The organism is Tolypothrix sp. FACHB-123, assembly GCF_014697075.1.
Lineage (GTDB): Bacteria > Cyanobacteriota > Cyanobacteriia > Cyanobacteriales > Nostocaceae > Aulosira.
Genome location: NZ_JACJRE010000036.1, coordinates 44,110 through 61,563, shown reverse-complemented (window position 1 = coordinate 61,563; position 17,454 = coordinate 44,110). Strand labels below are relative to the sequence as shown.

At 42.8% G+C, this 17,454-nt stretch carries 17 protein-coding genes; 9 read left to right on the top strand and 8 right to left on the bottom strand.

The window, feature by feature from the left end; all coding sequences use genetic code 11:
* Nucleotides 1-33: 33 nt before the first annotated feature.
* A complete protein-coding gene (locus tag H6G41_RS21925; RefSeq protein WP_190748586.1) occupies nt 34-1,428 on the bottom strand; it encodes a 1-acyl-sn-glycerol-3-phosphate acyltransferase in 1,395 nt (464 codons plus the stop codon).
* A gap of 146 nt (nt 1,429-1,574) precedes the next feature.
* Between H6G41_RS21925 and H6G41_RS21920 the strand changes: the two genes are divergently transcribed.
* Together H6G41_RS21920 and H6G41_RS21915 are read left to right on the top strand one after the other, a co-directional pair.
* The gene (locus tag H6G41_RS21920; protein ID WP_190748584.1) at nt 1,575-3,383 is read left to right on the top strand and encodes a proline--tRNA ligase; all 1,809 of its coding nucleotides are present in this window, start codon (nt 1,575-1,577) and stop codon (nt 3,381-3,383) included.
* Between the two features lie 393 nt (nt 3,384-3,776).
* A complete protein-coding gene (locus H6G41_RS21915) occupies nt 3,777-4,388 on the top strand; it encodes a GerMN domain-containing protein (protein ID WP_190748581.1) in 612 nt (203 codons plus the stop codon).
* Between the two features lie 174 nt (nt 4,389-4,562).
* Here H6G41_RS21915 and H6G41_RS21910 read toward each other — a convergent pair whose 3' ends face one another.
* The 3 genes from H6G41_RS21910 to efp form a co-directional block, all read right to left on the bottom strand.
* Nucleotides 4,563-4,910 (bottom strand): metalloregulator ArsR/SmtB family transcription factor, encoded by a 348-nt coding sequence (locus H6G41_RS21910; protein WP_086683299.1) that lies wholly within the window; start codon nt 4,908-4,910, stop codon nt 4,563-4,565.
* A 61-nt stretch (nt 4,911-4,971) separates the two neighbouring features.
* Nucleotides 4,972-5,502 (bottom strand): acetyl-CoA carboxylase biotin carboxyl carrier protein, encoded by a 531-nt coding sequence (accB, locus tag H6G41_RS21905; RefSeq protein WP_190748579.1) that lies wholly within the window; start codon nt 5,500-5,502, stop codon nt 4,972-4,974.
* A gap of 106 nt (nt 5,503-5,608) precedes the next feature.
* A complete protein-coding gene (gene efp, locus H6G41_RS21900; protein ID WP_190748577.1) occupies nt 5,609-6,166 on the bottom strand; it encodes an elongation factor P in 558 nt (185 codons plus the stop codon).
* A gap of 397 nt (nt 6,167-6,563) precedes the next feature.
* On the opposite strand from efp, the gene H6G41_RS21895 reads away from it, so the two are divergent.
* On the top strand, nt 6,564-7,670 hold the full coding sequence (locus H6G41_RS21895) for a peptidylprolyl isomerase (RefSeq protein ID WP_190748643.1): 1,107 nt from the start codon (nt 6,564-6,566) through the stop codon (nt 7,668-7,670).
* Between the two features lie 72 nt (nt 7,671-7,742).
* On the opposite strand, the gene H6G41_RS21890 is transcribed toward H6G41_RS21895, so the two are convergent.
* The gene (locus tag H6G41_RS21890) at nt 7,743-8,315 is read right to left on the bottom strand and encodes a Uma2 family endonuclease (protein ID WP_190748575.1); all 573 of its coding nucleotides are present in this window, start codon (nt 8,313-8,315) and stop codon (nt 7,743-7,745) included.
* A gap of 104 nt (nt 8,316-8,419) precedes the next feature.
* Between H6G41_RS21890 and thiL the strand changes: the two genes are divergently transcribed.
* Nucleotides 8,420-9,433 (top strand): thiamine-phosphate kinase, encoded by a 1,014-nt coding sequence (gene thiL, locus H6G41_RS21885; protein ID WP_190748573.1) that lies wholly within the window; start codon nt 8,420-8,422, stop codon nt 9,431-9,433.
* Nucleotides 9,434-9,488: 55 nt separating this feature from the next.
* Here the strand turns inward: thiL and H6G41_RS21880 are convergent, their stop codons facing one another.
* Together H6G41_RS21880 and nadD are read right to left on the bottom strand one after the other, a co-directional pair.
* On the bottom strand, nt 9,489-10,502 hold the full coding sequence (locus H6G41_RS21880) for a type I glyceraldehyde-3-phosphate dehydrogenase (RefSeq protein ID WP_190748571.1): 1,014 nt from the start codon (nt 10,500-10,502) through the stop codon (nt 9,489-9,491).
* Between the two features lie 127 nt (nt 10,503-10,629).
* Nucleotides 10,630-11,247: a nicotinate (nicotinamide) nucleotide adenylyltransferase gene (nadD, locus tag H6G41_RS21875; RefSeq protein WP_190748569.1), complete on the bottom strand. Its 618-nt coding sequence runs from the start codon at nt 11,245-11,247 to the stop codon at nt 10,630-10,632.
* Between the two features lie 402 nt (nt 11,248-11,649).
* Between nadD and murC the strand changes: the two genes are divergently transcribed.
* The 4 genes from murC (at nt 11,650) to H6G41_RS21855 (ending at nt 15,479) form a co-directional block, all read left to right on the top strand.
* Nucleotides 11,650-13,110: a UDP-N-acetylmuramate--L-alanine ligase gene (gene murC / locus H6G41_RS21870; RefSeq protein WP_190748567.1), complete on the top strand. Its 1,461-nt coding sequence runs from the start codon at nt 11,650-11,652 to the stop codon at nt 13,108-13,110.
* Nucleotides 13,111-13,241: 131 nt separating this feature from the next.
* The gene (gene murB, locus H6G41_RS21865; protein ID WP_190748566.1) at nt 13,242-14,267 is read left to right on the top strand and encodes a UDP-N-acetylmuramate dehydrogenase; all 1,026 of its coding nucleotides are present in this window, start codon (nt 13,242-13,244) and stop codon (nt 14,265-14,267) included.
* A 187-nt stretch (nt 14,268-14,454) separates the two neighbouring features.
* Nucleotides 14,455-14,802 (top strand): YbaB/EbfC family nucleoid-associated protein, encoded by a 348-nt coding sequence (locus tag H6G41_RS21860; RefSeq protein ID WP_096646401.1) that lies wholly within the window; start codon nt 14,455-14,457, stop codon nt 14,800-14,802.
* A gap of 191 nt (nt 14,803-14,993) precedes the next feature.
* Nucleotides 14,994-15,479, top strand: a complete 486-nt coding sequence (locus tag H6G41_RS21855; RefSeq protein WP_190748564.1) for a low molecular weight protein-tyrosine-phosphatase — start codon at nt 14,994-14,996, stop codon at nt 15,477-15,479.
* Between the two features lie 257 nt (nt 15,480-15,736).
* Here H6G41_RS21855 and H6G41_RS21850 read toward each other — a convergent pair whose 3' ends face one another.
* Nucleotides 15,737-16,420, bottom strand: coding sequence for a response regulator transcription factor (locus tag H6G41_RS21850; RefSeq protein ID WP_190748561.1), 684 nt, complete (start codon nt 16,418-16,420; stop codon nt 15,737-15,739).
* Nucleotides 16,421-16,897: 477 nt separating this feature from the next.
* Between H6G41_RS21850 and smpB the strand changes: the two genes are divergently transcribed.
* Entirely contained in the window at nt 16,898-17,365 is a 468-nt protein-coding gene (smpB, locus tag H6G41_RS21845) for an SsrA-binding protein SmpB (protein WP_190748559.1), read from the top strand.
* The last annotated feature ends 89 nt before the right edge of the window (nt 17,366-17,454 follow it).

Genomic DNA, 17,454 nt, shown 5'->3' with positions numbered 1-17,454 from the left:
CTAATAATAGTGAGGATAAATCTTACCTAATAGTTAAATTAAATTCTCCATTGCTTGCTGTAAATCATTAGTAAAATCTGTAACAGCTTGCTTTGCACCGACACGATTAGCTTTATATGTCGGGAATCGTTCCGAAATAGATATCGGTTCGCCTATGGTAATTTTGACTTTTTGCTTCCCTAATTGGGGACGACGCAAAGGATCGTTATTACCTTGAATTTTCTTCACCATATCTCTTAACAATAAGGTAGTTTCGGCAAATCTTTCTACTGTAGGTTTGTCTTTAACATAACTACCAGAAACAGCAACAAAACTTTCGACTAATCGCATGTGCCACATTCGGCGGTTGGCTTCTTCAGCAACGCGATCGCCTAAAGCTCGTTCGATGGGCGATAATGATTTCAAATCCTTAAAGTCTTCTCTAAAAATATAATTCCACCCTGCTTGCTCTAATCTGCGACAGCGATCGTTCCAAGCACCTTTAGGCGATAAGTCAAAATACTGCTCAGATATTTGTAAGGCTACATGCATTAAGGCTTGTAACCGCGCTTTTACAACTTCATTGCGATCGCCTCTTTCCAGATCTGCTATCATCGCTTCTGGCAGCTTTTGATGATAAAAGCGCTTATAAAACTCTTCCATCAGCGTTAATAAACGTTCTGCTAAAGTTAACAAGCGGGGATATAGTGACTCGATAGTTGCACTATTGCCATTTTCTGAGGGATTTATCGGTAAACCGCTAGCGGCTTCTAATTCGCTCAAAAGTTGCGCGATCGCATTCCAAGGGGCAGCAACATAACTATATTTAAGCCCAACTGGTACAATAAAAACCTGCTCGGTGCGTCCAGCTTTTTGCAAATCTTCAGCACACCAAAAGCCTAATTGTGCAATACCCGGTTCTAAGGGACTAATAATCTCCGATAACCCATTAGTTGCGCCTTCTGGCGCAGCAGCCATCGGGAAAGTTCCATTGGCGAATAAATCCCGCGCTGAACGCAAACCATTCCAGTCAGCCTTACCGCGTTGGATGGGAGTACCGCCTAAATTAGACGCTAGCCAGCCTATATGTTTGCCAGCCCATAGAGGAATGCCGCGATCGTAGATAAAATGAGCATGAATTGGAGTTTGGATTTTTATGTCTTGTTCTCGTGCTACTTTCGGTACGAGTTGCGACAGTAAGTAGCCTAAACAAATAGGATCTTCCGTTTTTGGGTGGCGAAATGCTAACAAAAACCGAATCTTACCATCCTGAAACTGACGGTAGAGATCCGCTAAAATTTCTACGTTGTCTGCTTCAATTTGCGTAATCGCTGTTTTCCAGTTAATCAAGCTGGGAAGTAACAAATGCGACAGTTGAAGTAATAAGGGGTTAAACCTCGGCGGAATAAATTCTAGAGGTGGTTGTGCTTGGTAAATTCCAGTAGTCAAGAGATTTTTCTCCTCAAAGTGGCGATTTAAAACAGGCAGAAGGATAAAGGATGAAATTTTATACTTTATACTTCATAACTTCGGACTTCATAATTCACACTTCATAATTCATAATTCATTAAGTGTTTTGGGAAAGGGAATAAACGATGCGACTGTCACAAATGTTATTCGTTACACTGCGGGATGATCCAGCTGATGCGGAAATTCCCAGTCATAAATTATTACTACGTGCAGGTTATATTCGTCGCATCGGGAGCGGTGTTTATGCTTATCTACCACTGATGTGGCGGGTATTACAAAAGGTTTCCCAAATTGTGCGCGAAGAAATGAACGCCACAGGCGCACAAGAATGTTTGTTACCACAATTACAACCTGCCGAGCTATGGAAAGAGTCGGGAAGGTGGGATACTTATACCAAAGCTGAGGGAATTATGTTTTCCCTCATCGACAGACGGGAGCAACAATTAGGCTTAGGCCCCACTCACGAGGAAATCATTACAACGATCGCGCGTGATATGATTCGCTCGTACCGTCAGCTACCATTGCATCTCTACCAAATTCAAACCAAATTCCGCGATGAAATTCGTCCTCGCTTTGGTTTGATGCGCGGAAGAGAATTTATCATGAAGGACGGTTATTCGTTCCACGTGGATGAAGATAGCCTCAAAGCCACTTACCAAGATATGTACAAGGCTTACAGCAACATGCTGCGCCGTTCTGGTTTAGCTTTCCGCGCCGTTGAAGCTGACTCCGGCGCAATTGGCGGTTCTGGTTCCACAGAATTTATGGTATTGGCGGATGCGGGAGAAGACGAAGTTCTCTATACCGAAGATGGAAAATACGCCGCTAACGTAGAAAAAGCCGTATCTTTACCAGCTGATGCGGTAGCCTCAGCGTTTACCACCTACGAAAAACGCGAAACACCGGGAACTGAAACCATTGAAACAGTTTGTAAATTGCTCAACTGTTCTCCTACCCAAGTAGTTAAGAATGTTCTTTACCAGACAGTTTATGACAACGGGAAAACAGTATTAGTTTTAATTAGCATCCGTGGCGATCAAGAAGTTAACGAAGTCAAATTACAAAATGAATTGACAAAATTAGCTGCTAATTATGGCGCAAAAACTATTATCGCCTTGACTGTACCCAATGCGGAAGCACAACAAACATGGGCAGCAAAATCTCTACCTTTAGGATATATTGCGCCTGATATTGCTGATGAGTATATCAAGGGCGATAAACAAGTACATCCGCAGTTTTTGCGCTTAGTCGATAAAACCGCAGTTGAGTTGAAGAACTTCGTCACAGGCGCAAACGAAGCTGGCTATCACGTAGTGGGTGCAAATTGGAATGAGCAATTTAAAGCACCTGAGTTGGTAGTAGATATTCGGAAAGCCAGACCAGGCGATCGCGCTTTACACAACCCAGAGCAAACCCTACAAAGCGCTAGGGGTATTGAAGTCGGGCATATCTTCCAATTAGGTACAAAGTATTCTGTAGCGATGGGTGCAACTTATACCAACGAACAAGGGGAAGAAAAACCTTTAGTTATGGGTTGTTATGGTGTGGGCGTGTCCCGGTTGGCACAATCAGCCGTAGAGCAATCTTACGATAAAGATGGAATTATCTGGCCAGTGGCGATCGCCCCCTATCACGCTATCGTTACAATTCCTAACATTAAAGATGCTCAACAAGTAGAAATCGCCGAAAAACTCTACAAAGAACTAAATCAAGCCGGAATTGAAACCCTACTCGATGACCGCGACGAACGGGCAGGAGTAAAATTCAAAGATGCCGATTTAATTGGTATACCTTACAGAATCGTCACCGGCAGAGCGATCGCTAACGGTAAAGTAGAAGTAGTCCAAAGAGCCACTCGTCAATCCCAAGAAATTGACATTCCGGAAGTCGTAAGTACAATCAAACAGTGGATTGCAGCAGCAGTAGGAAATTAGGGACTAGGGGCTAGGGACTAGGGGCTAGGGATTAGCGAACAGACTGAATTGTAGGTTTGGTTGAGGCAAAAAACCCAAGATTGGCGTTACTTGCTTATGTTGCGCTACCCTTAACCCAACCTACTTTTTTGTTTTCAAATACACAAAATTACCTTTTTGTCAAAAATATACTTCCCATGCCCAATGCCCAATGCCCATCTTTAGATACGTGACGTAATAGAAGACCGAAATTAAAATTAAGGTAGTTCCTGCGGAAAGAGACATGGCGGCATTGTTGTTATAGATAGCCATCCTCTAGGTGTTTGGAAACTCCCCTTTTATAAGTATCGTCTTAAATCAGGCTGCTCTTCCCACACATAAATCTCTCAGCCCTCAGTCAAGCAGGTTTTAAATATGAAAAACCAACAAGGATCTAGCCGGAATTCTTCAGGTGTCGTAGCAGCTGTCTCAGCAGCAGTAGTAGCAGTTAGTGGTGGTGTTGCTTGGCTTACATGGCAATCCAACAATCCACCGACACCGCCCCAATCTTCACAAACATTAAATCAGCCAGGAAGAAGCACAACCACACAGCCTGGCCAAGAGCAAACTGCTAATGTTTATTGGCTCAAAGACAATGGTAAAAGTTTAGAATTGGCTCCTCAGCCAGTTAAAATAGCTGCTGCTCAACCTAACCAAGTCTTAGAAAAAGCTTTTGAAAGTTTATTAGCAGGCCCAACCGAAGGTTCAGATTCTACCACCATTCCCAAAGGCACCAAATTGTTGGGTTTGACTGTTAACAATGATGAAATTCGCGTTAATTTATCTGAAGAATTTACCAGTGGCGGTGGTAGTAGCTCGATGGTAGGGCGTGTAGGACAAGTTGTCTACACTGCGACTACGGTAAATCCCAAGGCCAAAGTGTACATTGATGTCGATGGCAAAAAATTAGATGTTTTAGGCGGCGAAGGCGTAGTCTTAGATCAGCCAGTCACCCGTGAAAGCTTTCAGAAAGATTATCCGCTTTAGTCAATAGTCAATAGTCAACACTTCGAGTGAGCTTCAGTGAACGCAGTCAACAGTCAACAGTCAACAGTCAACAGTTGTTGGTGATGGGATAAACAACAACTTGCCCTGAGCGAAGTCGTTCGCGTAGCGTCTCGCAGAGAAGGGCTGACAACTGACAACTGACAACTAAGAACCTTACAATTTACTATTTAACACCCTAAAATTATGGGCTTGCTGTTCTAACCTCGTAGCGAGGCGATCGCAAACCCGATTACATAATTCAAAAATCATCTCATCTTCCACCCGGTAGTAGGCACAAGTTCCTTCACTGCGGCGGCTAAGAATACCTGCTTGCCACATTACCTTCAGGTGTTTAGAGACGTTTGCCTGCGAAGTCTGTGTTGCCTCTACCAACTCTTGTACGCATTTTTCTTCATCTCGTAGTAAGTGCAACAGCCGAAGGCGCATCGGTTCACTTAACAGACTGAAGTATTCAGCTACTTGTTGCACCACTTCCGGTGGTACAGGCAACACTTGTTTCATCAGGATTAACCCGCAGTACTGACAAATTTACAATGACTCTACGTCATATATAGATTAATACTTAATCAGGGTTAATTCGCATTAAAGGCTGACCATATTCTACAGGTTCGCCATTTTGCACCAAAATTTCCATAACCTGACCGGATACTTCCGCCTCAATTTCGTTCATCAGCTTCATCGCTTCAATGATGCAGACAGTTTGACCACTGCGGATGCGATCGCCTACTTCCACAAATGGTGACTCTCCGGGTGCGGGTGCGCGATAAAACGTACCTACCATCGGGGAGGACACTTCTACTAATCTTTTATCAATGGCTGAGGGAGATCCTGACGACTGCGAGCTAGATCCAGCAGCATTCTCTGTGCTGCGTGTCCCTGCATCTGTGACAGCCGATCCTATCTGGGGTGCAACAGGCGCAACCGATGTTAATCCCACACCAACCACACCGCCTGATCCTGCTTGACCTACTGCCAAACTAATAGCTTTACGTACTGTTAGCTCAAAATCATCGCTCTTGAGCGTGACTTCGGCAATATCTGTTTGGGCAATAGTTGCTAGCAGTTGGCGAATTTCATTAAAGTCCAATGGCACAGTTTTTATTACCTCGACCTGTATCTAAAGAAAAATTTTAAGTGTGGCAGGGATTTAATCCCTATAAAGGGATTGAAATCGGGATTGCTCTCAAAGGAGATAATAATTATTCCCTGCCTAAATATTTATCATCACGGGTATCGATTTTGATACGTTCACCTTGAGCAATAAACAAGGGAACCATGATGGTTGCACCTGTTTCTAGAATTGCTGGTTTAGTACCACCAGTAGCCGTGTCCCCTTTAACACCCGGGTCGGTTTGCACGATTTCTAAAACCACAGAATTGGGCAATTCAACTTCTAGTACTTGCTCGCCCCAACGAACGACGTTAACTTCCATACCTTCTTTGAGGTATTTTACGCGATCGCCAATTTGCGCGGCGCTTAATCTGCCTTCTTCATAGCTTTCCATATCCATAAAGACGAATTCATCACCTTCTTTATAGGTATGCTGCATCGTGATTTTTTCGAGAGTCGCTTGCGGTACCGTTTCCCCCGCCCGGAAGGTTCTTTCTAAAACCTTGCCACTTTGGACATTTTTCAGCGTTGTCCGCACAAAGGCTGAACCTTTACCTGGCTTAACGTGGAGGAAATCAATTACGCGCCATACAGACCCATCTAGAACAATTGAGACACCGGGTCGAAAGTCGTTACTGGAGATCATGAAACTTTCAATTATTGGAAGACAATCGGCATTTATTGTACCCCTCAAGGGTAGTCATTGGTTAGTTATTGGGAATTGGGCATGGGGTATTGGGCATTGGGCATTGGGCATTGGAAATAATTTTGGATTTTGGATTTTAAATTTTAGATTGGAATCCAAAAGACGCTCGCGGACTCGCTCTAAGCGAAGCTATGCCGTTCGCGTAGCGTCTCCGATAGGAGAAGGCTTTACGCTACGCTAACGCAAATCTAAAATTTCTTGTCTCCCTTGTCTCCCCCATCCCCCATCCCCCTAGCCCCTAGCCCCTAATCTCTAATCCCTAGTAACTAATACTGTGGGAAGATAAGTGATGGGTTACGTCCAGTCAACAATTTTAATGCTGCATTTAAGCCATACCATGTTTAATTTATTAAAATCCTGGCTGAAGAACAGCCTCATGGCAATACTGCTGGTAACAATATTTTTAGGCATAAGTACAGCTGGATGGACTCCCTCCAGTAGCGCCGCCCTACCAGCTGGGAATGCAATCACTGATGGCAGATCTTTGTTGCGGTATGCACTCCCCATAAATAATGAACCTGTGCGGCAATTGCAAGCCAGTTTAGAAGATATCAAAAGCCAACTGCGGGGCAATCGGCGTTGGGGCGCTATCTCCAAAGACATCAGCAAAGCTGCCAAAGTTCTTGATCAACCATCCAAAATCCTAGCAAGCGTTCCCGAAGAACGCCAACCCCAAGCGCAAGCTTGGCTGGAAGAATTGAAATCTGGCGTTAATGAATTGCAAGAAATCGCCAAAGTTAAGGACAAGGAAAAAGTCAAATCGGAACGCGATAGACTCCTGAATCTCGTGTCTCTTGTTGAAGAGTCAATGGTAAAGGAATTTCCTTTTGAAGTCCCTCAGGAATACAGTAACCTACCCCAACTCAAAGGTCGCGCCACTGTAGATATCAAAACCAACAAAGGCAATCTTACCGTTGTTGTCGATGGTTATAGCGCCCCGGTGACGGCTGGTAACTTTGTGGATTTGGTGCAACGTGGTTTTTATAACGGTTTAGAATTTACCCGTTCGGAAGAATCTTACTTTTTACAAACTGGTGATCCCGTTGGAAAAGATGTAGGTTTCATCGATCCTAAAACTAGACAATATCGGGCTATTCCCTTAGAAATCCTAGTTCAAGGCGATAAAGCACCCACCTACGGTATCACACTGGAAGATGCGGGACGGTATCTTGATATGCCAGTTCTACCATTTTCTTCCTTTGGTGCTGTAGTTATGGCTCGTCCAGAAAGCCAGGTAAATGGTGCTTCTTCGCAATTTTTCTTCTTTCTGTTTGAACCAGAACTTACCCCAGCTGGACGCAACTTGTTAGATGGCCGTTATGCGGTGTTTGGTTATTTAACTGAAGGTGAAGAAATTTTAGATAAACTCAAAGCTGGCGATAAAATTGAATCTGCCACTGTTGTTCAGGGCATAGAAAATTTAGTTCAGCCAGAAGCCACGTAAAATATATTTTGCAATCAGCATTTCAGCGTTGACAGTAACAATGAAGTGCTGACTCAACAAATTGCGATCGCACTAACCTAGATTTGCACAATTCAACACCAAATCAACTGCGATCGCAATTTCCCCAAAAGTCTGGGATATAATTTGCTGGTTACCTGTAAACACTGTTTCTTCATACAGTCCTTCTTCCAGCAATAAAACTGTAATTTTGGCTGTTAAGGGGTCTACAATCCAATATTCTGGCACTTCCAACGCCGCATATTCAGACCGCTTATACCGATAATCTCGTTTCACTGAATCTGGACTGACAACTTCGACAATCAATAATGGTGCAGACTGAAATACTGCTGACGTATTTAGCAATTCTTTTGCTTGATCCATAGTCACCACAGATAAATCAGTCAATCGAGATTTATTTCTCCCTGTTCTCACCCCAGTTTCTCGAAAACACAGCCAAGGTAAATTCAACCTTTTGATTTCTGTATCGAGTGACTGTTCCAGGAATTTGCTAATTAAAAAATGTTCAATTGTCGGTGGGTTCATTAGCTCTAACCTACCATCCACCAGTTCGTAATGAAAACCTGTACCATCATCATAGGTTAAGTACTCCTCAAAAGTGATACTGGTAACTGGTGTAGTAACCATAAGTAGTGCTGAGTAGAAAAATTAGTAGTTTGGGCTTTAGCCCTGATAATACAAATTTATCAAAATTTTGACGATGGCAAAGGCTGTAAATTTGGGGGATAGCAATGGCAAATAATGAGTTATCTTCCTTGCGAGTAAAAGATATTGGCGAACAAGGATTGTTAGCCAAATTGCAGCGCTTTTGTCCTCAAGAAATTATTGGCGATGATGCAGCCGTACTTGTCACAACACCAGGAAAATCTTTGGTAGTAACGACAGATGTTTTAGTTGATGGCGTGCATTTTAGTAATCTTACTACTTCCCCAGAAGATGCAGGTTGGCGGGCGGCGGCGGCTAATTTATCAGATTTGGCGGCGATGGGTGCAACCCCTTTGGGGATCGCTGTCGGCTTAGGGCTTCCGGGGGATACTATTGTCGATTGGGTTGAGCGTTTGTACCAAGGAATGACCGAATGCTTGCAAAGGTACAATACGCCAATTGTCGGTGGTGATATTGTGCGATCGCCTGTTGTTAGTTTATCAATTACTGCCTTTGGTCAAGCCGATAGCGATCGCATTATCCGCCGCTCTGCTGCCCAAGTGGGATATGCGATCGCAATTACAGGTATTCATGGAGCCTCCCGTGCGGGCTTAGAACTGCTCTTAAACCCTGAAATAGGTCAAAACCTTAAAGAAGCAGAAAAGGCGGCTTTAATCGCCTCACACCAGCGTCCAAAGTCACGATTAGATGTTCTACCCATCCTCTGGAAAATTTGCCCATCTACAATTTCTGTGGCGGGGATGGACAGCAGCGATGGTTTAGCTGATGCTGTATTGCAAATCTGCCGTGCTAGTAACGTTGGTGCTATCCTCGAAGCCAAGCAAATACCTTTACCAGCAGTTTTTGATAACTGGCTAACTCCAGAACAAGCCCTAAATTATGCTTTATACGGCGGCGAAGATTTTGAATTAGTACTGTGTTTGCCACAATATCAAGCATCTGCATTAGTTCAACAACTCGGACAAAATGCAGCAATTATTGGCACCATTACATCAGGAACATCAGTACTATTACATCACGAAAATACAGAAATCCCTGACCAAGTTTTAACTCTTAATCAGGGATTTCAACACTTTTAGCCCTTAGTCAGTAGTCAGTTGTCAGTGGTTCAATTACTAATGACTAATGACTAAATTATTGCCATTTCTCAGCTACGAGTTCTGCCAAATCGAGAACGCGCTGGCTGTAACCCCACTCGTTGTCATACCAAGCCATGACTTTCACTAAGTCGTTACCCATAACCATAGTCAGGCTAGCATCAACAATTGAAGAAGCATCAGTACCTTGGTAATCAGATGAAACTAGTTGTAGTTCACTGTAATCCAAAATCCCTTTGAGTGGGCCTTCGGAGGCATCTTTTAAGGCTTGGTTAACTTCTTCAGTAATAGTACGCTTCTCAACCTGAACTACGAAATCTACCATTGAGACGTTTGGGGTAGGTACACGTAAAGCAACACCATTGAGTTTGCCTTTCAAGTCTGGGAGCACTAATGCTACTGCCTTGGCTGCACCAGTAGAGGTAGGTACAATGTTGATGGCTGCTGCCCTAGCACGGCGGACATCACGGTGAGAAGCGTCTAGCAAGCGCTGGTCACCTGTGTAGCTGTGAGTGGTGGTCATCGTACCTTTGATGATCCCGAATTTTTCATTTAAAACTTTGGCAATTGGAGCCAAGCAATTGGTGGTACAGCTAGCATTACTGATGATGTGGTGTTTGTTGTGGTCATAATCGTGATGATTTACACCAACAACAAAGGTGCCATCTTCATTTTTACCAGGGGCAGTGATCAAAACTTTTTTGGCTCCAGCATTAACGTGCTTGAGCGCTCCTTCTTTGCTGGTAAAAACACCTGTGGCTTCGATAATTAGGTCAATTCCCCAATCTCTCCAGGGCAAGTTTTCTGGATTGCGATCGGATACGCACTTAACGGTCTTACCGTTAATGATGATTGAATTATCATCTGCTGTAATGTCAACATCCTTTAACTTCCCTAGCATGGAGTCATACTTCAGCAGGTGAGCATTAGTTCTAGGGTCAGATGTGTCATTAATAGCGATAAGGTCGATGTTGCTGTTCTGTCTCCCAACCCAGCAGCGTGCAAAGTTACGTCCAATCCGCCCAAAACCGTTGATTGCGACTCTAATCACAGTGTCTTGCCCTCTGTATTTATGCCTATAAGTTTATATCGTTGACCCCAATCATATCGCAAAGGGGGGGAGCATTAATAACCATAAAGTGTTAGATCTAGAAAAAAAACACATAATTTATTCAGATTTATTTTCTGTAAAGGTTGTGGGCTGTAATGTACAACCTCACCGACTCAGTAACTAAATAACGAATCGATTGATTTGTCCGGATTAATTGACGAATATTACTTGACGAAACTCCTGCCAATGGTATATGCAGTAATTGCCACTGAATGCTTACACACTGATTTTTCAGTTGTTGTTCTACTTGCTTGCAGATTGACTCACTTTGAGCTATAGTCTCACCACCTAGGAGTCGGGGTGCAATTAACCAATAACACATCTGAGCTAGTTCGTGTCCACAGTACCAACGGGGTAAGGTTTGGAATGCGTCCAAGCCGACAATCCAGTACCAGTGAGTATTAGGGTAAGCAGCAGATAAATCGATGAGGGTATTGATGGCATAGGATGTTCCAGGGCGATTTACCTCAATTACTGAAACCGTAAATTTAGGATGATCTTTTGTAGCTAGTTTCAGCATTTCTAAACGATGCTCAAATGCAACTGCTTGTTTATGTGGAGGATTTAGCGATGGCACCCAAATTATCTGTTCAACAGGTACTTGATGCAACGCTGTTTCGGCTATGAGTAGATGTCCCCAATGAATTGGATCAAATGTGCCACCAAAAATTGCTAATTGCTGCATCCAGTTAGATCGAGATGATATTCGATTTCAAAGAAGTTTCACTATCAATGTACTATTGTAGTCAATTCGACAATAAGCTTTATTTAATTTAAAAGCAGTTTCAAAAAAAGGTAGCGGTTTAGGCAATTTCAGTCAGGACAACAAAAATATGTGTTTCTCATTACAAGAATTTCTTTCCCGATGTGGCAGAAATTTTCAGAATAGACATAAGATACAGTTCAGAAATAGTAAAAACCTCTAACAAAGGTAAAATCATTCTGAACCAAAAAAACAAAGGAGCAAAATCAACGAAACTACAAAAATTAAATATATACAGGAGCAGTTACAGTAAAAATCCAATTCCTGTTATGATACGCGTGTCATTTGTGATTATGGTGTGGTGTGGTGTAAGAGGAGTAATCAATGAATAATTCTGTAGATTTTAGCGGTAGACCATTTCATTTCATTGGGATCGGCGGTATAGGTATGTCAGCACTGGCATATGTTCTCGCCAAACGTCAATTGCCAGTATCAGGTTCCGATCTGCGTCCAAATCACATTACGCACAAGTTAGAATCTATCGGAACTCATATTTTTAGTAGACAAGAAGCGAGTAATCTTGAATTCTTTCGCCCTCGTGTCACCTCTGGAGTAGGATTAAATTCACAAACAGAATTACATACTGCGGCTAGCTCAACACTGCCTCAAGTAATTTGTTCAACAGCAATTAACACTAACAATTTAGAATACAAAGCAGCACTAGAATTGGGTTGCCCAATTTTACATCGTTCAGATGTACTAGCTGCCTTAATTGCCGATTATTACAGCATTGCCGTAGCAGGTACCCACGGCAAAACTACAACCAGTAGCATGATTGGCTATATGCTGTTAAAAGCTGGTTTAGATCCCACTATTCTTGTAGGAGGGGAAGTCAATGCTTGGGAAGGTAATGCTCGATTAGGAGACAGTAGGTATCTCGTAGCTGAAGCAGATGAATCCGATGGTTCTTTAGTAAAACATGCCCCAGCAATTGGCATTATTACCAATATAGAACTCGATCATCCCGACCACTATGAAACATTAGAGGAAGTCGTTGATATCTTCCAAGAGTTTGCTGGTGGTTGTCAGACCTTAATTGGTAGCATAGATTGTGCCACAGTACGCGATCGCCTCAAACCAACAATTAGTTATAGCCTACACCCAGATACTAACGCTGACTATACTGCTACTAATATTGATTATCGTGCTGATGGAACTACCGCTTTAGTGTGGGAAAAAGGTAAAGCCTTAGGCATGTTGAATTTGCGCTTACTAGGTCGTCATAACCTCAGCAATGCTTTAGCATCTGTAGCAGTAGGTCGATTATTAGGCTTAGAATTTGGGGAAATTGCTAAGGGTATTGCTACCTTTGAAGGCGCAAGACGGCGCTTTGAATTCCGAGGCGAAGTTGATGGTATTACCTTCATTGATGACTATGCCCATCATCCTAGTGAAATTCGTGCTACTTTAGCAGCAGCACGTCTACAAGCTAGACCAGGACAAAGAGTGGTGGCGATTTTCCAACCCCACCGCTATAGTCGCACCCTGACATTCTTAGAAGAATTTGCTGAATCCTTTACTCATGCTGATTTGGTGGTGCTGACAGATATTTACAGCGCCGGAGAACCCAATTTAGGGCAAGTTAGTGGTGAACTCTTAGCAGCCGCAATTGCTAAACAACACCCACAGGTTGTTTATCAACCTACTTTGCCTGCTGTTGGTGAATTTTTACTCAAAACCTTACGTCCTGGGGATTTGGCACTATTTCTTGGTGCTGGAAATTTGAATCAGACTATTCCCGAAATAATTGCTACACTTTGCGAACCAGCAAAAGCTACATCTTAAGTAATGACACGCACAGTGTTTCATTTTTGAAACTAGTGTCTGCTTAATTTGTCACAGTTTCATAAAAATTTCATAGTATAGCCGTATATTTACGGCAAATCAATGTAAAAATTTCACTAAATCATCTAAAAATGACAACCTTCCAGGCAGATGGCAGCGTCTGCACAGTTTCTACATTGACTACAGAGAAACAGGAAAAAGCGAATACCTCTGAAAGTCCGGTAATATATTTGCCTGGCACTGATTGTGTAATCAAGTCCCAGGCTTCTTTGTCTGCTTATACATCCTATCGGGTGGGTGGAGCAGCACAACTGTATATTGCCCCCCGCAACATAGAGGCAATGCAAGCAGGGTTAAAGTATGCCAAAGAACGTGGCATTCCCGTAACAGTACTGGGTGCTGGTTCTAACTTGTTAGTAAGCGATCGCGGCCTACCAGGTTTAGTGATTGCGACTCGGCATCTAAGACATAGTTACTTTGATCCACAAACCGGTCAATTAACCGTAGCCGCTGGTGAATCGATTCCTAGCTTAGCATGGCAAGCCGCAGATTTAGGCTGGGAAGGACTAGAATGGGCGGTGGGTATACCAGGAACAGTTGGTGGTGCGGTAGTGATGAATGCAGGGGCCCACAATAGCTGTACTGCAGATATGTTAGTTAGCGCTCAGGTACTCTCCAGCGATGGCACCCTAGAAACTCTCACTCCGGAAGAATTAGGTTATAGCTACCGGACTTCATTATTGCAAGGAAGCGAGTCTCCTGCGGAGAGGCGTTGCCAACGCATAGTTACCCAAGCTACCTTCCAACTGCGTCCTGGTGCAGATCCAGCAAAAGTTTTTGCAGTTACCAAGCAGCATAAACAGCATCGACTCAGCACCCAACCCTACAACTTCCCCAGTTGTGGTAGCGTGTTTCGCAATCCTAAACCTTACTCCGCTGGCTGGTTAATTGAACAAACTGGCTTAAAAGGTTTCCAAATTGGTGGTGCTCAAGTAGCACAACTCCACGCCAATTTTATTGTTAACCGTGGTGGAGCCAAAGCTAGCGATATCTTCTCTCTCATTCGTCATATTCAGCACAAAGTCCAAGACCAGTGGTCAATTTGGTTAGAGCCAGAAGTGAAAATGCTGGGAGAGTTTCAGGCAGCTTGTGGATAAGCATCTCAAATACTAGAGGTGAAACGCACAACGGGCACAAAGGGGACAAAGGAGACTATTAAACAATGCCCCATGCCCTATCCCCCGTGCCCAATTCATTAATTATGAGTAAAAAAAGAGGCAATTTGCCTACCGCATCTATAATTGAATTTGATTTGTTATTGAACGCACACGCGGACTATTTATTATGACAGGAAAAGGACAGGGTTTTGGTTTTGGTTTGGGCAAAATGAAAGAACTAGCTGAAGCTTTCAAAAAAGCACAGCAAGTTCAAGAAGGTGCCAAGCGGCTTCAAGAAGAATTGGAGCAAATGGAGATTCAAGGAGAGGCTGGCGGTGGGCTGATCAAAGTAGTGGTCAGTGGAAACCAAGAACCCAAACGTGTAGAAATTTCTCCCGAAGCTCTCAATGAAGGTGCAGATGTACTGTCCGATTTGGTCACAGTAGCAATGAAAGACGCTTACAACAAGTCCACAGCTACAATGCGCGAACGCATGGAAGATTTGACCAGTGGACTAGAGCTACCGGGATTTTAGTCAATAGTCATTGGTCATTGGTCAATAGTCAGTAGGGGCGGGTTTATTGAGAATCATCATTGGATCGGTAAGGATATTTGTTAACCCGCCCGTACAGTAGTCAAGAGTCAAAAATAAGTGATTCACAGGACAACTGACAAGCGACTAAGGACAAATGACAAATGACTAAGGACAAATGACAAAAGATACTTATGCCATACAAACTACTTTTTGTCTGCCTGGGTAACATCTGTCGGTCGCCATCGGCAGAAAACATTATGAATCACCTGATTGAACAGGCTGACTTAGGCGATAGTATTGTCTGCGACTCTGCTGGTACGTCTAGTTATCATATTGGTAGCCCACCTGACAGACGCATGAGTGCCGCAGCTAATCAAAAGTTAGGAATTAAACTGCGCGGTCAGGCGCGTCAGTTTCGCAAATCAGACTTTCAAGATTTTGACTTAATTTTGGCGATGGATCGGGATAATTATGAAAATATTCTGATGCTCGATCCAACTCAGCAATATCACAGTAAAGTCCGTCTAATGTGTGATTTTTGTTCTCGCTATAATCTCAAAGAAGTGCCAGACCCCTATTATGGGGGCCCAGAAGGATTTAATCAAGTTATCGATTTGTTAGTTGATGCTTGTGAAGGTCTATTGAAAAATATTATGAGTCAGGAATTAAAAACTTAAGTTGTTAATTGTTAATTGGGCATTGGGCATTGGGCATAGGTAACGTTTTTGGATTTTAGATGAGAATCCAAAATACGCTCGTGGACTCGCTCTAAGCGAAGCTATGTTGTTGGCGTTCGCGTAGCGTCTCCGTCAGGAGAAGAGAAAGCTTTACGCTGCGCTATCGCAAATCTAGCTTGAAAAGTTCAGAGCGCCGGAAGCCAGCGCTCCGAGTTTTCGCAAAATCTAAAATTCCTTGTCTCTCCCAATTTATTGGGTTATTCGACTAAACCATGCTTAATGGCAAAACGAACAAGTTCAGCTCGGTTACTGGTTGCGGTTTTTCTTAATAAACTACTGACGTACTTTTCGACTGTACGGGCACTCAGGTGTAACTGATGACCCATATCGGCATTAGAAAGACCATGTGTTAACAGTTCTAGTACTTCTTGTTCTCTGGCTGTTAAAGCTGAGAGCATTTCCGATTTTTGAGTTTGAGTAATTTCAACAGAATTGGCATCCACTGCTTTCATTTGCTGGGAATTGCTCAAATTTTCTGTATGAGAAAAGCGATACTCAGATTGAATGATTTGCGATCGCTCCAGTAAATTCCGAATAGCCGCTGCTAACTCTTCTAATTCAAAAGGTTTGGGCAAATAGAGATCGCAGCCTGACTGATAGCCCAAAATCCGTTCCTGAGTCTTGGTACGCGCTGTTAATAAAATTACAGGTAATAAACGGAACTCTGCTTTTTGCCGCACTCGCCGCACCAACTCATAACCATTCATTCTTGGCATGACAATATCGGTGACAATCAAATCAGGATGGTACTCCTCAACCATGAGTAAAGCTTCTTGACCATCATTAGCCGTAATCACTGAATAGCCAGACAGTTCAAGATAATCACTAATCGACAACCGAGTGCCCAAATCATCATCCACTACAAGGATCGTCAAGGGCATGGAAAGTACACCCCTAGCATTTTTTTTACTAACAAATTGGCTTGTTTGAGCACTATTAGTGAACACAGGCAAGAATGATGTGCTCTTATGTTTCATACTATGACAGGATTACCAGCTAATTACTGCTGTAGGACTTATTTATAAAGAAAATCTTAATTCTTTAGAAATTGTTAATAAATTTTAACGCAGCTGACCATTCTACTGCTTGGCAAAGATAAATAATGTAGCACTTCATAACAAATAACCAATAGGATAGAGTAATCTTTTACCCTACTGTAAATTAAATTGACTAGATCAACAGTCTGGTTGAGAAAAAATTTGCCGGAAAATTTTTCATTGCGAGGTTGAAACAGTTAAATTAGTAAGATAAGTATCTTATCTAGAGTCAGCATTTATATTGGTTTAACATAAACTAAATCAATTTTTCTACCAACTCCAAAAATCTTTTAGACACATTTTCAGCACGCACGATTTTCCATGAGCGATAAAAGTGACGGTTACAAAGTAGTTAGCGACAATCGACAAGCTCGTTATTTGTATGAAATCCTGGAGACCTACGAAGCCGGAATTCAGTTAACAGGAACAGAGGTCAAGTCAATTCGGGCTGGTAAAGTCAATATGCAAGATGGGTATGCTTTGATTCGCAATGGCGAAGCATGGTTAATCAACGCGCATATTTCACCTTACACTGCTAGCGGTCAATATTTTAATCACGAGCCACGGCGGACGCGGAAGCTATTACTACATCGTCAGGAAATCCGCAAGCTAATTGGCAAAGTGGAACAGCAGGGTTTGACGTTAGTACCTTTAAAGATGTACTTTAAGCGTGGGCGAGTCAAAGTCAGTATTGCCCTGGGTAAAGGTAAAAAACTCCACGATAAGCGAGAGGATTTGAAAAAACGCCAGGATAAACGGGATATTGAACGGGCAATGAAAAATTATTAGCCAAGATATTTAGGGACTGGAAAGCTGCTTGTATATCTTCAGCCAGAGTTAAGCACAAGCCGACTTTATCGCCACAGATTGATTTTGTT

Excerpts from the sequence above, each read along its gene's own strand:
- nadD (WP_190748569.1), bottom strand. The coding sequence starts at position 11,247 with ATGCAGCAATTAGCAATTTTTGGTGGCACATTTGATCCAATTCATTGG.
- murB (WP_190748566.1), top strand. The coding sequence starts at position 13,242 with ATGACAACCTTCCAGGCAGATGGCAGCGTCTGCACAGTTTCTACATTG.
- smpB (WP_190748559.1), top strand. The coding sequence starts at position 16,898 with ATGAGCGATAAAAGTGACGGTTACAAAGTAGTTAGCGACAATCGACAA.
- efp (WP_190748577.1), bottom strand. The coding sequence starts at position 6,166 with ATGATCTCCAGTAACGACTTTCGACCCGGTGTCTCAATTGTTCTAGAT.
- H6G41_RS21910 (WP_086683299.1), bottom strand. The coding sequence starts at position 4,910 with ATGAAACAAGTGTTGCCTGTACCACCGGAAGTGGTGCAACAAGTAGCT.
- H6G41_RS21855 (WP_190748564.1), top strand. The coding sequence starts at position 14,994 with ATGCCATACAAACTACTTTTTGTCTGCCTGGGTAACATCTGTCGGTCG.
- H6G41_RS21850 (WP_190748561.1), bottom strand. The coding sequence starts at position 16,420 with ATGCCCTTGACGATCCTTGTAGTGGATGATGATTTGGGCACTCGGTTG.
- H6G41_RS21920 (WP_190748584.1), top strand. The coding sequence starts at position 1,575 with ATGCGACTGTCACAAATGTTATTCGTTACACTGCGGGATGATCCAGCT.
- H6G41_RS21915 (WP_190748581.1), top strand. The coding sequence starts at position 3,777 with ATGAAAAACCAACAAGGATCTAGCCGGAATTCTTCAGGTGTCGTAGCA.
- H6G41_RS21895 (WP_190748643.1), top strand. The coding sequence starts at position 6,564 with ATGTTTAATTTATTAAAATCCTGGCTGAAGAACAGCCTCATGGCAATA.
- murC (WP_190748567.1), top strand. The coding sequence starts at position 11,650 with ATGAATAATTCTGTAGATTTTAGCGGTAGACCATTTCATTTCATTGGG.
- H6G41_RS21860 (WP_096646401.1), top strand. The coding sequence starts at position 14,455 with ATGACAGGAAAAGGACAGGGTTTTGGTTTTGGTTTGGGCAAAATGAAA.
- thiL (WP_190748573.1), top strand. The coding sequence starts at position 8,420 with ATGGCAAATAATGAGTTATCTTCCTTGCGAGTAAAAGATATTGGCGAA.
- H6G41_RS21890 (WP_190748575.1), bottom strand. The coding sequence starts at position 8,315 with ATGGTTACTACACCAGTTACCAGTATCACTTTTGAGGAGTACTTAACC.